This is a genomic window from Collinsella sp. SGI.033 (genome assembly GCF_050315135.1).
Classification (GTDB): domain Bacteria; phylum Actinomycetota; class Coriobacteriia; order Coriobacteriales; family Coriobacteriaceae; genus Collinsella.
Window position 1 is genome coordinate 1 of the sequence record NZ_JBNPOK010000019.1, and the last position, 15729, is coordinate 15729.

Annotated in this window: 13 protein-coding genes; 10 read left to right on the forward strand and 3 right to left on the reverse strand. The window is 58.1% G+C overall.

Going from position 1 to position 15729, the window contains the following annotated elements; genetic code table 11:
- Window positions 1-56: 56 nt before the first annotated feature.
- Window positions 57-527 carry a hypothetical protein gene (locus ACQRC0_RS06630; RefSeq protein ID WP_427728788.1) on the reverse strand — a complete coding sequence of 157 codons (471 nt, stop codon included), beginning with the start codon at window positions 525-527 and terminating at the stop codon, window positions 57-59.
- Between the two features lie 274 nt (window positions 528-801).
- Between ACQRC0_RS06630 and ACQRC0_RS06635 the strand changes: the two genes are divergently transcribed.
- Window positions 802-1233: an Hsp20 family protein gene (locus ACQRC0_RS06635; RefSeq protein ID WP_427728790.1), complete on the forward strand. Its 432-nt coding sequence runs from the start codon at window positions 802-804 to the stop codon at window positions 1231-1233.
- A gap of 122 nt (window positions 1234-1355) precedes the next feature.
- Here ACQRC0_RS06635 and ACQRC0_RS06640 read toward each other — a convergent pair whose 3' ends face one another.
- A complete protein-coding gene (locus tag ACQRC0_RS06640) occupies window positions 1356-2165 on the reverse strand; it encodes an MBL fold metallo-hydrolase (RefSeq protein WP_427728791.1) in 810 nt (269 codons plus the stop codon).
- 48 nt (window positions 2166-2213) lie between these two features.
- Between ACQRC0_RS06640 and tilS the strand changes: the two genes are divergently transcribed.
- The 5 genes from tilS (at window position 2214) to ACQRC0_RS06665 (ending at window position 8946) form a co-directional block, all read left to right on the forward strand.
- A complete protein-coding gene (tilS, locus tag ACQRC0_RS06645; protein WP_427728793.1) occupies window positions 2214-3752 on the forward strand; it encodes a tRNA lysidine(34) synthetase TilS in 1539 nt (512 codons plus the stop codon).
- A 148-nt stretch (window positions 3753-3900) separates the two neighbouring features.
- Window positions 3901-4449: a hypoxanthine phosphoribosyltransferase gene (gene hpt, locus ACQRC0_RS06650; RefSeq protein WP_154517754.1), complete on the forward strand. Its 549-nt coding sequence runs from the start codon at window positions 3901-3903 to the stop codon at window positions 4447-4449.
- Between the two features lies 1 nt (window position 4450).
- On the forward strand, window positions 4451-6598 hold the full coding sequence (gene ftsH, locus ACQRC0_RS06655; protein ID WP_427719758.1) for an ATP-dependent zinc metalloprotease FtsH: 2148 nt from the start codon (window positions 4451-4453) through the stop codon (window positions 6596-6598).
- A 176-nt stretch (window positions 6599-6774) separates the two neighbouring features.
- On the forward strand, window positions 6775-7959 hold the full coding sequence (locus tag ACQRC0_RS06660) for a pyridoxal phosphate-dependent aminotransferase (protein WP_154517761.1): 1185 nt from the start codon (window positions 6775-6777) through the stop codon (window positions 7957-7959).
- Between the two features lie 165 nt (window positions 7960-8124).
- Entirely contained in the window at window positions 8125-8946 is an 822-nt protein-coding gene (locus ACQRC0_RS06665) for a phosphatase (RefSeq protein WP_154517764.1), read from the forward strand.
- 63 nt (window positions 8947-9009) lie between these two features.
- Here ACQRC0_RS06665 and rlmD read toward each other — a convergent pair whose 3' ends face one another.
- Window positions 9010-10458, reverse strand: a complete 1449-nt coding sequence (gene rlmD, locus ACQRC0_RS06670) for a 23S rRNA (uracil(1939)-C(5))-methyltransferase RlmD (protein WP_427728796.1) — start codon at window positions 10456-10458, stop codon at window positions 9010-9012.
- A 349-nt stretch (window positions 10459-10807) separates the two neighbouring features.
- Between rlmD and ACQRC0_RS06675 the strand changes: the two genes are divergently transcribed.
- From ACQRC0_RS06675 to ACQRC0_RS06690, 4 genes are all read left to right on the forward strand, one after another.
- A complete protein-coding gene (locus ACQRC0_RS06675) occupies window positions 10808-11668 on the forward strand; it encodes a transporter substrate-binding domain-containing protein (protein ID WP_427728798.1) in 861 nt (286 codons plus the stop codon).
- Between the two features lie 138 nt (window positions 11669-11806).
- Complete coding sequence (locus ACQRC0_RS06680; protein ID WP_427728799.1) at window positions 11807-12460, forward strand: amino acid ABC transporter permease; 654 nt, start codon at window positions 11807-11809, stop codon at window positions 12458-12460.
- A 37-nt stretch (window positions 12461-12497) separates the two neighbouring features.
- A complete protein-coding gene (locus ACQRC0_RS06685) occupies window positions 12498-13262 on the forward strand; it encodes an amino acid ABC transporter ATP-binding protein (RefSeq protein ID WP_427728802.1) in 765 nt (254 codons plus the stop codon).
- Window positions 13263-13559: 297 nt separating this feature from the next.
- Window positions 13560-15635 (forward strand): elongation factor G, encoded by a 2076-nt coding sequence (locus ACQRC0_RS06690; protein ID WP_154517778.1) that lies wholly within the window; start codon window positions 13560-13562, stop codon window positions 15633-15635.
- Window positions 15636-15729: the final 94 nt, after the last annotated feature.

The following is a 15729-nucleotide window of genomic DNA, read 5'->3' on the forward strand; positions in this document are numbered from 1 at the left end:
TCCCTTTTTCGTTTGGGCGTTGTAAACCTAAAGCCTCTACGGCTTAATTGTCTTTTCTATTTGAAGAAAATAAAACGAATGACCAGCGCGATTGCCGCGATGGCAATGATCAAGAGCGCGATTTGGAGCCGGTGCTGTTTGCGTCGCCTGCTAGACGATATAAATATCGATTTTCCTTGCTTCGGCGTCTCTAAATAGCGGGCAGAATGCGCTAGGGTCTGCTTAGGGCGAGGCTCTCTTCGTTGTTGCTTAGCGGGTGTTCGGGCCTGCTCCTGGTTGCATGCGCTGTTTTTGGATAAGGGGGCATCTTTGAGATACGCCGATTCGCTCGGGGCGACGCCCATGTGTTTGCGACGTGATTGAGATTCTTCAAGGGTTTGATAACGATTGCGAGTTACATATTCAGGCTCTGTATCGTCAATAGGCTCTTGGGAAATATGGGGACGATGGTAGTGTATGGTCTGCGGATAGGTTGATTTATCGTTCTGCATCTGATCATACGAATTGTCGGAGGCTTGATCGTCCATGATGCCCTTAGGTTGTCATTAATATTGTGTATACGCTCATTGTAAGCCCCAGCTTTGTTTAGCCAGGGCACATTTGGTATTTAAGGCACGGTTCAAAGAACCTTGACCTCATTAAACCTTAGTCACACAGACTTAGATATGCTTATAGATAGAGACTCAAAAAACTTTATATCAAAATGTATATATAAGAAATGGATGGGCATATATTAAAGCGTCAAAAGAAGTCCCTGCCACCTAGAAGATGGCTCGGCAGTCCCTTAAAGGAGTGGTAGTCATGGCAAGCATGGTTCCTTATCGTTCGGTTTTTGGTGTTCGTCCCTCTGCTAGCTCGTTGTTCGATCTGTTTGATGATATGACCGATCTGGCAAACAACTCGATCGCCTCCAAGGCGTTTCCCGTTGATGTTGAGGACAAGGGCGACGGTTACGAGGTTAAGGCCTATTTGACTGGCGTCGCGAAGGACGACATCGACGTTGAGCTCAATGAGGGTCGTCTTTCCATTAGCGTGAATGTTGAGGAGAGCGAAGAGAACAAGGACAAGAACTACCTGCAGAAGGAGTTTTGCTCTTACAGCGCGACGCGCGGTGTGTACCTGAAGGATGCTTCGAGCGAGGGCCTTTCTGCAAAGTATGCTGACGGCATCCTTACTGTTACGGTTCCTAAGATTGTCGAGAAGAAGAATGTTACGAAGATTTTCATCGATTAACGTTATCGGCCATTAACATCGGTGCCTGAGCTAAGGGGGCTGGGAAGCGATTCCCGGCCCCCTTTTCTATTTGAGACAGCCTACTGAATATTTGAGACGGCCTACTGAATATTTGAGACGGCCTACTGAATGGTCATGGGCCGATATTGCCCGGCGGGACGTATTGTGAGTTTATGTGGCCCCTCAACGCGGGTGGCGGTGCTACCAAGCTCGTTGTCGAGTGTTGCCCCAAGTGAGCTTGCGTAGCTTTTGACGGTAAGGCTTGGGCGATTGTTGTCTTGGCTAATGTGCATCGCGATAAGCTGCTCGGTGCGATCGGTTACCAGCGCGCGTGCGGCATCGGCGGCCTGATCGTTGGAGAGATGCCCTTTTGCAGACAGGATGCGTTCCTGAAGAAAGCGAGGATAGTCTCCTTGACGCAGCATGGCTACATCGTGGTTGCTTTCGAGCGCGAGAACGCGACAGTCCCTGAGCGTATCGATGGCATGCTTCGACAACTCGCCGGTGTCGGTGGCAAAGCCAACCGAATCACCCTGGGCATCAAAACGGTAGCCGACAGGATTGACAACGTCGTGCGATGTCGAATACGTTTGAATGTGGACCCCAGCAATAGAGAGGGCGTCACCTGGGTCGAATTCCTCAACAGACAGATGTGCAAGGCTTTCCTTTGATGCGAGCGTGCCCCTGCTGGAAAAGACCGGTCCGTTCCAATGTTTGCACCACACCTCAAGCCCCTTAATGTGGTCGCTGTGCTCATGGGTGACAACAAGGGCGGACACGTCGTCTGCCGAAAGGCCGAGCTCAGCCATGCGTTTGAGTGTTTCGCGGCGGGACAGTCCGTCATCGACCATGATGAGCCCCTGCGGGCCCTCGATGAGTGCGCAGTTGCCTTTAGAGCCGCTGCCGAGGATATGAAGGTGCAGGCGAGACATAAGATTCCAAAGGATACAATGAGTGCTGACGAATAGAGGAGGAAGCGAATGCCAACGGTATCACAGCATTACGGACACCATGCCGTACCCGGGGCAGTCGATGAGACCCGGACGAGGCAGCAGGCTGCTCCTGTGGTGCTCATGGTATCAGGCGGTGCGGACTCGACGGCACTGCTTCTTATGGCGTGCACATCAAAGCTGGATATCCAAGATGGACGCGGCGTTGCCCCCATTGCTCGCGAGCGCCTACATGTGCTTCATGTAAACCATCACCTGCGAGGCAAGGCGTCCGACGGCGACGAGGCCTTTGTGCGCGAGCTCTGCGCACAATATGGCTTGCCGCTGTGTGTGGAGCACGCCTATTTTGATGGGGAGTCGGGCAATATCGAGGCGGCTGCGCGCGAGGTGCGTTATGCCGCGGCGCGAAGGTATGTTCGCGAGCTTTGTGCCAAGATGGGGGCGCCGAGAACGGCGGCGCGCATCTGTACTGCCCATACCTCTTCAGACCGCGCGGAAACATTTTTGATGAACGCCATTAAGGGGTCGGGCCCTGCTGGGCTCTCGAGCATTCCCCGCCGAAGGAATATTGTGGTACGCCCCTTGCTCGACCTAACTCATGGCGAGCTTGTGGGCTATCTGCAGGTGCATGGTCAGCCGTGGCGCGAGGACGAGACCAACGAAGATATCTCGTATCTGCGAAACTACGTTCGCCACCGGGTAATGCCAGTGCTGGCGCAGCGTAATGCGAGCGTGTGCAAGACGATTGGTGCCGCCTGTGAGATCTTGGGTGATGAGGATGCGTTTCTATCCCAGTTGTCGGCACAGGCGTTTCGAAGCTGCCTGCGCAAAGAGGCAGCGGGCGCGCTGGTGCTTGATGCCAGACGCCTTGCTGCGGCCGAGGTGGTAATCGCGCGGCGCATCGTGCGACTGGCGATTAAACGCATCGATCCGGACGCTCGCCCAGAGATGCGCCATGTGGAGCGAGTCCTCTCCTGTGTTGCCGAGGGTGCGGGTTCGGTTACGCTTCCGGCGGGGATTGACGCACGTGTTGAGTTTGGCATGCTGGCGTTTAAGGCGCCGGCGGCTCGTGAGGGCTTGGTTGCGGACTGGATTACCATACCCGGCCGTATGTCGTTGGGCGGGGGACGTATGCTGGTCACAGAAGCGATATCCGTTGAGCCGGGATGCGATATCGTGCGCCGCGCCCGTGAGTTTGCGGCTGCTGGGGAAGTGGCAGCTTTGGTGGACGCGGCTGCCCTGGGTTTTGCCAACAGCGATAGCGAGCGGATCTTGGCGGGCTCGCGCGGCGAGGTTCCTGCCGAGGGGCGATTGGCGCGCCTGTGGGTGGACGGTCCCGCACCGGGAGACGTGATGTGCCCGTTAGGCATGAGTGGCCGAAGCAAGAAGGTATCCGACTTGTTGTGCGAGGCTCGTATTCCCGTTTCCGAGCGCACCGGCGTGCCTATGGTAAGGACGGCACCGGGGGGTGTCGTGGTGTGGGTCGCCGGAGTTCGCGCGGACGAACGCTTTAAGTGCACGGCGGCGACGCGTGTGGCCTATCTGCTTCGCGTGGTTGACGCGGATTAGCCCCTCGCACCAGTTTTTCTGTGCGGCGTTGACGGTATTCCCGCGCTGATGGTGCACGGGCTGGAAAAAATACCCCGTGCGCTGCTAGAATGTGTAGTTCGCGTCCATACGGCGGTGTGTGGGCGATTAAGCACAAGAAAGGGTTGTCATGGCTTCTCAACATCCGGATATCGAGAAGGTTCTGTTTACGCAGGAGGATATCGACGGTATCGTCTCTCGCCTGGGCGAGGAGATTACGCGCGACTACGCGGGTAAGGATTTGGTGCTGATTGCGGTCTTGCGCGGCGCCGTGGTCTTTATGGGCGACCTGATGCGCAAGATCGAGCTGCCGACCAATATCGATTTCATGGCCGTTTCGAGCTATGGCGACGGTGTGAAGTCCTCGGGCATCGTGCGTATCATCAAAGACCTTGATATCGATATCCGCGGTCGTGACGTGCTGATCGTTGAAGACATTCTGGACTCGGGCCTGACGCTCAAGTATCTGATGAAGAACCTTGAGAGCCGCAAGCCCGCTTCTCTGGAGGTCGCCGCCTTCCTGTGGAAGGACGTTGAGGACCGCATCTCGGCCATTACGCCCAAGTATGTTGGAACCCATTGCCCCGATGCCTTTGTGGTGGGCTACGGCCTCGACTATGCCGAGCGCTATCGCAACCTTCCGTATCTGGGCATTTTGAAACCGGAGGTTTATTCGTAAGATGCCCGACGACCGTAACGACTACAATTCCCAGACGCCCCGGGACCCTAAGATTCCGGGGATGCCCGGAGGCAAGAAGCCCACACGTACGGGCTGGCTGTATTTTCTTTTGGCTTGCGCACTTCTGGGCTACGCCTTCTTTAATATGGGCTCCGGCTTTGCCAGCTCCAGCAATACCGTTAAGCTCGCGACGAGCGAGATGGTGAGCGCTATCAAGCAGGATCGCGTCGAAGATCTGACCTATACGGTTCAGGACGGAAGCGTGACGGGTCATTACTGGAAGGCGAAAAAGGACAAGGGCGACACGAGTGAGCTCAAGAGCTTTTCCTCGACCTATGTCGGCTCCGATTCGCTTGCCGAGCTCATGGCGGAGCATCCCGACACTAAGTACATCGTCAACACCAACGACCCCGATTTTTGGGGCGACTTGGCGATGAGCGTACTGCCGACGATTGCCCTGATCGCCATCATGTTCTACTTTATGCGCCAGATGATGGGCGCCAATAATAGGAACATGCAGTTTGGCAAGACCAACGCCAAGACCAACGAGGCTACGCGTCCCAAGGTCAAGTTCGAAGACGTTGCCGGCGTGGACGAGGCTGTTGAGGAGCTCGAAGAGATTCGCGATTTCTTGAGCGATCCGGACCGTTATCGCAAGCTGGGTGCCAAGATCCCGCGCGGCGTTTTGCTGGTGGGCCCTCCGGGTACCGGTAAGACGTTACTGGCCAAGGCCGTTGCCGGAGAGGCCGGTGTCCCGTTCTTTAGCATCTCGGGCTCTGACTTTGTCGAGATGTTCGTGGGCGTCGGCGCCAGCCGCGTGCGCGACCTCTTTAAGGAGGCCAAGTCTCAGGCTCCGTCGATCATCTTCATTGACGAGATCGATGCCGTGGGACGTCAGCGCGGAGCCGGTCTGGGCGGCGGTCACGACGAGCGCGAGCAGACGCTCAACCAGCTGCTGGTCGAAATGGACGGTTTTGAGGAAAGCGAATCGGTCATCCTGATCGCCGCGACCAACCGCCCCGATATTCTGGATCCGGCATTGCTGCGCCCCGGTCGTTTTGACCGCCAGGTTACGGTCGACCGCCCGGATGTGAAGGGGCGCGAGCAGATCTTGCGCGTGCATGCCGAGAACAAGCCAATGGATGAGGACGTTAAGTTTGAGAAGCTCGCCCAGATGACCGTTGGCTTTACCGGTGCCGATCTGGCAAACCTGCTCAACGAGTCCGCACTGCTTGCCGCTCGCCGTCATCGCTCCGTGATCTCGATGGACGAGGTCGAAGAATCGATGGAGCGCGTGATTGCAGGACCGCAGCGCAAGGGGCGCGTGATGACCGAAGCCGAGCGCACCACGATTGCCTACCACGAGAGCGGTCATGCTCTGGTGGGTCACATCCTGGAGCACTCCGATCCGGTTCACAAGATTTCGATTGTCAGCCGCGGTCAGGCTCTGGGCTATACGCTGCAGCTTCCGCAGGAGGATCACTTCCTCAAGACCAAGAACGAGATGCTCGACGAGCTTGCCGTGTTCTTGGGCGGTCGCGTTGCCGAGGAGCTCATGTGCGATGACATTACATCGGGCGCGAGCAACGATCTGGAGCGCGCGACCAAGATGGCGCGCGAGATGGTTACGCGTTTGGGCATGAGCGAGGAGCTGGGCACGCAAGTGTTTGGCGAGGCGCAGCATCAGGTGTTCCTTGGTCGCGATTATGCCGATCACCAGGATTACTCCGAGGAGACGGCGCGCCGCATCGATATCGAGGTTCAGCGCATCATGCGTGAGGCCCATCGCCGTGCTGTTGAGATTTTGGATGCCCGTCGCGATCAGCTCGATCTGATGGCGAAGGTGCTGCTTGAGCGCGAGACCGTCGAAGGCGACGCCGTGAACGCCCTGCTCGACAACGACTGGGATGCCTACCTTGAGCGCGAGGGCGACATTCTGGCAGCCAAGGAGGAGCGCAATGCCAAGGCGGCCGGCGTGCCGACCAAAAAGCGCGCGCCTCGTATGAGCGAGGAGGAGCTGGCGGCTGATGCCGCAGCTTTTGCGCAGGCGGCCATGCAGGAGGATGCCGAAGTCGCATCCGATAGCGCTGACGATGTCGAGGCTGCTGACACAAAAAAGGCCGATGGCGATACCGAGGCCGACGAGTAATCTTTGTCGTGAGAGCCTCCGCGGGGAAACCTGCGGAGGCTTTTTTTGAGCGATATGTTGATTGGGGACAGACTTAAATGAGCGTTTTCACGCATTTAAGTCTGTCCCCAATTAACATTGCTGCGGTACTTTGCTTGACTAAAGCGTACAATACCGCCTATGCGAAAGGGGAACAGATGATCAACGAAACCATGTTTGCTCGCGGCGCGGAAAGCTCTATCATCCGCGAGATCTTTAGCTATGGACTTGAACGCAAGGCACAGATCGGTGCGGAGAACGTATTCGATTTTTCGCTGGGCAACCCGAGTGTTCCGGCGCCCGCTGCCGTGGCGGAGTCCATCAAAAAGGCCTTGGAGCTGCCGAGCGACCAACTGCACGGATACACGCCCGCACCAGGCCTGCCGCAATGTCGTGTCGCTGTGGCCGAGTCGCTCAACCGTCGTTTTGGCACGAGCTATGAGGGTAAAGATGTCTTTATGACCGTGGGTGCGGCGGCTTCGCTCACCTGCACGCTCAACGCTGTTACCAATCCCGGTGACGAGGTCATTGTTATCGCCCCGTACTTTCCGGAGTATCGCGTGTGGATTGAGAAGGCCGGCTGTACGTGTGTCGAGGCACCCGCCGATGAAGACACGTTCCAGCTGAGCGTGGGCAACGTGCTCAAGGCGATTACTGATAAGACGGCGGCCGTCATTATCGACTCGCCCAACAACCCGACCGGTGCCGTATATACGCGCGACACGCTGACGCGACTGGCCAATGTTCTGCGCGAGGTCAATGCCAAGCGTGATCCCGAGAATCCGATTATGCTCATCTCGGATGAGCCGTACCGCGAGATCGTGTACGGTGCCGAGGTGCCCTGGGTACCCTCAATCTACGAGAACACCGTCGTGTGCTATTCGTATTCCAAGTCGCTGTCGCTGCCGGGTGAGCGTGTGGGTTGGATTTTGGTTCCCAACACCAATCCGCAGGCTGCTCGCCTTATGCCGGCCGTCGCCGGTGCCGCCCGTACACTGGGTTTTGTGTGCGCACCGGCGCTCTTCCAGCGCGTGATTATCGATTGCATCGATGAGCCGAGTGATGTCGAAGCCTATGCTCGCAACCGAACGGCGCTCACCGACGCATTGGCGGAGTACGGCTACACCTACGTTGAGCCGGACGGCGCTTTCTATCTGTGGGTGAAGGCGCTCGAGCCCGACGCAAACGCTTTTTGCGAGCGTGCAAAGAAGTACGAGTTGCTCGCGGTGCCTTCGGATAGCTTTGGCATGCCGGGTTGGTTCCGCTTGGGTTATTGCGTGAGTTACGAAACGATTATCAATTCGCTACCAGCTTGGAAACAGTTGGCGGACGAGTATCGTTAAAAGCAGAGCGCTCTGCCTACAATGTTTTACGTGAAACGGGGTTTGGTGTTAAACCGGACCCCGTTGTCATGGACGTTGTGTCTTTGGGATGGAGCGGTTTTACGACTATCGAAGGCTATGCGTACAATGAATATACGCGACGGCCATACCAGATAAGGAGACCTGATGCCCTACCTGCTTTCCTGTGACATTCATACCCATACGATGTTCTCTGCGCATGCATATTCGACCATTGAGGAGAATGTGTACTGGGCGGCAGAGCGTGGCCTGCAGGTGCTTGGATCTGCCGACCATCTGAGCTCTATGGTTACGGCTTGCCCCAATGACCTGCGCAGTTACCAGTTCTTTATCAACCAGGATATATGGCCGCGCATTTGGAGCGGCGTGTTGGTGCTGCGTGGCGCCGAGGCCGATATCGTTTCGCTGGACGGAAGTCTGTTTGGCGAGGACACTCCTGTCACGCTCGATATTGCCGGCGATTCGTACAGCCGTCAGCATTCGCTGTTCGATCGGGTTACGCGTAATTTGGATTATTTGGTTGCAAGCGTGCATAATCCGCAGTTCGCTGAAGGCGCGACGCTGGCCCAGACGACCGAGATGTATATCAATGCTCTGGAGCACCCCAAGGTGTTTATGCTGGGGCATACGGGTCGATCGGGCGTGCCGTTCGATATCGACGAGGTGTTGCTTGCTGCTAAGGCTAAGCACAAGATCATCGAGATCAACAATCACAGTCTTGAGCATGGCGCGGATGCCGAGCATTGGGACGTGTGCCGCAAGATTGCCGAGCGGTGCGCCGAGCTGGGCGTGGGGATTGGCGTCTCGACCGATGCGCACATTGGTATGGCAATTGGTAAGCTCGACCAAGCGCGCAAGATGCTCGACGAGATTCACTTTCCGCTGGATTTGATCGTGACGCGCGACCGTGAGACGCTACTGCGCGAGATGGCGGCAGCCGGCGTGTGTGACCTGCGCAAGAGGATGTAGCGGAGTTCATAAACCAAGTAAGGGGGCGGCCCAGACGGGTCGCCCCCTTCTTGTACCGGTGGATTAGCGGCGCTCGAGGACCGTTACAGTTTCGGTGTGGTCGGTATGGGGGAACATGTCGACGGGCGTGATCTTGAGCAGGCGATAGCCACCGTCGAGGAGCTGGTGCAGGTCACGCTCTTGGGTCACAGGGTTGCAGCTGATATAGGTGATGCGGCGAGGTCTAAGCGCGCAGGCGGCTGCGAGGAACTCGGGGGTAGAGCCGGCACGCGGCGGATCGATGGAAAGGACGTCGATGCGCTCGTTGTTGTCGGCGGCATCTAGGATGTAGTCGGTGGCATCGTCGGCCATAAACCAGGCGCTGCGGGTAAGACCGTTGAGCTCGGCGTTGCGGCGTGCGTCGGCAATGCCCGCCGGGTTGCGTTCCACGCCAAGTAACATGATGCCGACGCCCTTGTTCTGAGCTTCTTTAGCTGCGCAAAGACCGATGGTGCCGCTGCCGCAGTAGGCATCCATGAGAACATCGCCCTGGTGCAGATCCATACCGTCGATAGCGAGCTGGTAGAGCAGCTCGGTCTGCTGCGGGTTGGTCTGGTAGAACGCGGTGGGGGAAATATCGAACTCGCAGCCGAGTAGCTGGTCGCGCATGCATTCAGCGCCATACACGATGTGGGTTTCCTCACCCAGGATGGCGTTGCCAGGACGTCCGTTGATGTTTTGGGCGACGGTGACGATACGCGGATCGAGTGCGGCGATGGCCTCAAAGAATTCCTGCGCATGCGGCAGGTCGCGCTGGGCGGTAACGAGGGTGATCATGATCTGGTCGGTGCGCCAGCCGCAGCGAACGACGGCATAGCGAAGCAGGCCCAGATGCTTGTCCTCGTTAAAGGCGGGAATGTGCAGGCGCTCGGCCTCACGCGCAATGCCGTTAAGAATCTGACGGGCTCCCGGCGCCTCGACTGGGCATTCGGGAACAGCGACGATTCTGTGCGTGCCGCGCTCAAAAAAGCCGCAGCGGACAGCGCCCCCTTTGCCGGGGGCAAAGGGAGTGGCGGCCTTATGGCGAAAACCACGCGGCGCAGGATATTTGCCCGGGTCGCCCAGGGTAACGTCCATACCGCGAATGGGATCGACGGTTATGCCCTCACGCTCGCAAAGAGCAGCAAAAAGTTCATCCATAGCAGCCTGCTTGGTCGCCAGCTGCTTCTTATAAGGCCTGTTGAGCGCCGTGCATCCACCGCAAGCTTTCATGATGGAACAGGGCGACTTGGGATCAACGTCCTTATGAGCGGACCGGGACGACTCATTATGCGAGCGCTTGGAACGAGCTTGAGGCGCCTTATCCTCGCACTGACGAAAGCTGGGACGCTTGGTCTTAGCCTTGCCCTTGGCCGACTTACCCTTCGTGTCCTGAGACGACTTGGATTTCTTAGAAGATTTTTTCTCCTCCGACCCCTCAGCCGCCTCGATCAAAGCACGACGAGCCTTACGCTCCGCACGAGATTCTGCCATGAAGTAACCCCACTAATTTATAAATTGAAATCTGAAAGCATTGTACCGTGCCAAGCTAGCAGACGATATACAAGCGTCCACTTCACGTTAGTGATAAGTCCAACGACGTTTGCCCGGCGCGGGCGGGGAGCGGCGCGTAATTAAGTTTATCGCGAGTTCCGCACGCAAAGGAAAGCACTTAATGTGCTTTCCGTCTTGCGCAGGACTGTAGAGCAGGAAACTTAATTACGCGCCGCTCCCCGCCCGCGCCGGGCAACTTCTCCCTTGTACTCTATCAAGGTAAAGTGTATGATTCTGAACGTTACATGACTCACTTTACTTAGCTAAAGTGCCATCAAGGGGGAATACCATGAATACCGATATGTCTCGTCGTCAGTTTGTTGGTCTAGCCGGCTCGCTCGCCACGGTGCTTGGCCTTGGTCTTGTCGGCTGCGGCGGTGGTGCCGACAAGGGTTCCACTGCCGGCTCTGCCGCGGCAAAGGACGCCAAGGGCGTTGTGGAGTCTAAGAAGCTCGTGGTGGGCTTTGACAAGTCCTATCCTCCGTATGGCTTTGTGGGCGACGATGGCGAGTACACCGGCTTTGATCTCGATTTGGCCAAGGCAGTTGCCGATAAGCAGGGCTGGGAGGTCAAGTACGAGGCCATCGACTGGGACGCCAAGGATACGCTGCTCAACTCGGGTGCCATCAACTGCATCTGGAACGGCTTTACCATGGAGGGCCGCGAGGACGACTACACGTTCTCCGAGCCGTACATGCTCAATGAGCAGGTGCTGGTGGTTAAGAAGGATGCGGGCATCAAGAATTGGGACGACCTTGCCGGCAAGACCGTGATTACCCAGACCGATTCTGCCGCGCAGGATGTGCTAGAGGGTGACCAGAAGGATCTGGCGGCGACGTTTGCCACGCTCGATACCATCGGTGAGTACAACACGGCTTTTATGCAGCTCGAGAGCGGCGCGGTCGATGCGGTGGCTTGCGACCTTTCGATCGCCCAGTATCAGCTTGCCGCCAAGCCCGATGCCTATACGCAACTTGACAAGCCGCTGTCCAGCGAGCACTACGCCGTTGGCTTTAAAAAGGGCGACACCAAGTCGGCCGACGCCGTGACCGAGTCGCTCAAGGCGCTCTATGAGGACGGTACAGTCAAGGACCTGTGCGACAAGTATGCGAGCTATGGCCTGTCCTTCGATAACTGGGTTTTGAAATAGCCACAGCACCCAACCTTGCGGCTCCAACCCTCCTCGCGTACCAAAGTACGCTTCGTCGGGCTTGTCGCTCGCAATCTTGGGCACTGTGCCTATTTCAATTAACACCTGCTGTTCTGTTGCTGTGAAAGAGAGCTTGGGTTGTCTATTCAGGTCATGATGCAGATGCTTGGCCAGGGTTTCTTGGTCAGTTTGCAGTTGTTTTTGCTCACGCTGTTGGGCTCGATTCCCTTGGGAATTCCCGTGGCGTTTATGCGCATGAGCAAAATCGCGCCGCTGCGTTGGATTGCGCGCATCTACATTTCGGTCATGCGCGGTACGCCGCTCATGCTGCAGATGTTTGCCATCTACTTTGCTCCGTATTATGTCTTTGGTATTTCGCTCACGCCCGATTCCAAGTGGACAGCGTGCGTCGTGGCATTCATCATCAACTATGCCGGCTACTTTGCCGAGATCTATCGCTCGGGTTTGCAGTCTATCCCGCGTGGTCAATATGAGGCCGCCGAGGTGCTGGGTTACTCACACCTGCAGACGTTTTTGTACATTGTGATGCCGCAGGTCGCTAAGCGCATTTTGCCGGCGATGGGCAACGAGATCATCACACTGGTCAAGGACACGTCGCTGGCGTTTGCCATCGGCGTGGGGGAGATGTTCTCGACGGCCAAGGCACTGGTTGCCTCGCAAGTGAGCATGGTGCCGTTTGCGATTGCGGCACTGATCTACTGGGTCTTTAACTTTGTGGTCGAGATGCTGCTGGGCGCCGCCGAAAAGCGACTTGACTACTACCACGACTAGCCTGTTCCGTCGTGCTTTTCAACACATGGAGGTTCCCGTGTCCGGAACGGTAATGAATATAACGAGCGCGCGCAAGGCGTTTGGTGGCAATGAGGTGCTCAAGGATATCTCGCTCGAGGTAAAGCGCGGCGAGGTCGTGGCGATTATCGGACCTTCGGGCGGCGGTAAGTCAACGCTGTTGCGCTGCACCACGCTGCTCGAGACGCTTGACGGCGGCTCGCTTTCGTTTGGTGATCTAGCCGTTGCGACGGATGCGGGATCGGGCACGGTGTATGCGAAAGGCGATGTGCCCAAGCAGGCGCGCTCGCGCTTTGGCCTGGTGTTTCAGAACTACAATTTGTTCCCGCACTATACCGTGATGAAAAACATTACCGACGCTCCGGTCCGCGTGCTCAAGCGCCCGCGCGAGCAGGTCGAAGCACGTGCGCGTGAGTTGATCGCGCAGATGGGGCTTACGGGCAACGAGAACAAGGTGCCATGCGAGCTTTCGGGCGGTCAGCAGCAACGTGTGAGTATTGCGCGCGCCTTGGCGCTCGATCCAGAGATCTTGTTCTTCGATGAGCCGACCTCGGCACTCGATCCCGAGCTAACGGCCGAGGTGCTGCGTGTCATTAAAGACCTTGCCGCGCAGAATATGACGATGGTGATCGTGACCCATGCGATGCAGTTTGCGCGCGATGTTGCCGATCGCGTGGTCTTTATGGACGGCGGTCGCATTGTCGAGGAGGGTCCTGCCGAGCAGGTTATCGGCCATCCGCGCGAACGGCGCACGCGCGAGTTCCTGAGCCGTATCGAGGGCTAGGCTCAAGTAGACATTGAGGCGAAACCGCTGCAGGTCTTATGGCCTGCGGCGGTTTTTATTTGCGCCGCTGGGGCTTAATAACCGCCTCAGGCGTTTGCCCCCTCCTCTCGCCGCCCGTATTCATACGTGCGCCGAAAGGTGTGCATGGACAGTCGCCCGCGAGGGTAGGGTGGTGGCATAGGACATTTGGAGGGTGAGCCGGATCGGCTGCCGACCATGCTGCTCCCGGGACGGCATCGACCGCGAACTCTCCCCGTTGGCGTCGCGCATTGCGCGCGGCCCTGCAAGGAGGTCATCATGGGTGCTCCCAAGACCGGTAATGTAAGGAACGTGGTGCTCGTAGGCCAAGGTGGGGTGGGCAAGACTTCACTCGCCGAGGCCATGCTCCACCTTTCCGGCAAGACCGCCCGCCTGGGCGGCCACGACGGCACCAAGCCCACGCTCGACTATGACCCCGAAGAGGTCAAGCGTGCGTTTTCCATCTCGACGACCATTGCGCCGATCGACTGGAAGGGTGCGCGCATCAATGTGCTCGATGCCCCGTGCTACCCCGATTTTATCGGCGACGCCTTTGCCGCGATGAGCGTCTGCGAGACGGCTCTGTTTGTGGTCGACGCCGAGGCCGGCCCGCAGCCTACGACGGTTAAGCTCTGGTATGCCGCCGAGGACCTGCGTCTGGCGCGTGCGGTGTTCGTAAACCGCCTGTCGCGCTCCGAGGCCAGCTTTGCGACCACGATGGACCTGCTGCAGGAGCGCTTTGGCACGCGCCTGGGCGCCGTGACCCTTCCCTGGGGCGAGGGCGAGGACTTTGACGGTATCATCGACCTGGTGCGCATGAAGGCGCGCCATTGCAACGGCGCCGAAGCCGTTGAGTCGGAGATTCCCGAGGAGTATCGTGCCCAGGCCGAGGAGGCCCATGACCATCTGTGCGAGCTGGTGTCCGAGGCTGACGACGAACTGATGATGAAGTACTTGGAAGGCGAGGAGACGCTGACGCAGGAGGAGCTTGAAGGCCTGCTGTCGAAGGCGATCGCCGAGCGCATCTTTGTGCCGGTCTTTGCGGGCGATTGCATCAAGGAGCAGGGCGTCAACTCGCTGATGGACGACATCGCCACGTACTTCCCGGCGCCGACGGACTACGGTGAGATGCCGCTCATCGACGGTGATTCGCTCAAGATTTCGAGCGATGATGACCGCCCGGTGGCGTTTGTGTTTAAGACCCTGGCCGATCCTCAGCAGGGTCGCATCAGCTTCATCAAGGTGCTGACGGGTACGCTTGAGCCGGGCCTTGAGCTGATCAACGCGCGCACCCGCAAGAGCGATCGTCTGGCTCACCTGTATGTGATGTGCGGCCGCGACATGACCGAGGTCGGTCACGCCTATGCCGGCGATATCATCGTGGCACCCAAGCTGGCGGCCGAGACGGGCGATACGCTCTCGATTACCGGCAAGGTCGAGGCTGCGGCGTTTAAGTTCCCCAACTCGCAGTACCGCATCGCCATCGAGGCCGAGAATCGCGGCGACGAAGAGAAGCTCTACACGTTTATCGAGAAGGCATGCAAGGCCGATCCGACCATGAGCATCGACCGCGACGAGGAGACCGGCCAGACCATCATTTCGGCGGTGGGCGAGGCGCAGGTTTCGGTCCTGCTCAATCGTCTTGAGGACCGTACCAAGGTCGCGGCCAAGAGCGTGCCGATTCGCATCCCATATCGCGAGACCATTCGCCGCACGGCAACTGCCCAGGGCCGCCACAAGAAGCAGACCGGCGGCGCCGGCCAGTATGGTGACTGCTGGCTGCGCGTAGAGCCGCTCATTGGGCCCGACGGTACGAGCGACGGCTATGAGTTTGTGGACGAGGTCGTAGGCGGCCGCATTCCGCGCTCGCTCATTCCCGCCGTGGACAAGGGCGTTCAGGAGACCATGAAGGACGGCATCATTGCCGGCTACCCGCTTACGGGCATTCGCGTGGCTGTGTACGATGGCTCGTATCACAGCGTCGACTCCAACGAGATGGCGTTCCGCGCGGCGGCTCGCATCGGCCTGCGCAAGGCATGCGCCGACGCCGACCCGGTGGTGCTGGAGCCCATCGAGGAAATCACGGTGACTATTCCCGAGAGCTACGCCGGCGCCGTGATGGGCGACATCTCGGCATCGCGCGGTCGCGTGACGGGTATGGAGACCGATGAGCGCGGAGACACCGTGGTCATCGCTCAGGCGCCTCTCGCCGAGCTGACGGATTACTCGACGCGTCTGCGCTCCATCACGCGCGGCACGGGCGACTTTACCATGAAGCCTGCGGGCTATGAGCAGGTGCCTTATGACGTTCAGGCCAAGCTGGTCGAGCGCTATGAGGAGGGCCGTGCCAAGTAGCGTTGGGCGTTGTCTGTAACATACATGCCGATGCAAGGGCCGCTCTGGGCAATCCAGGCGGCCCTTTTTGATCCCTGGGGGATGGAGGAAAACG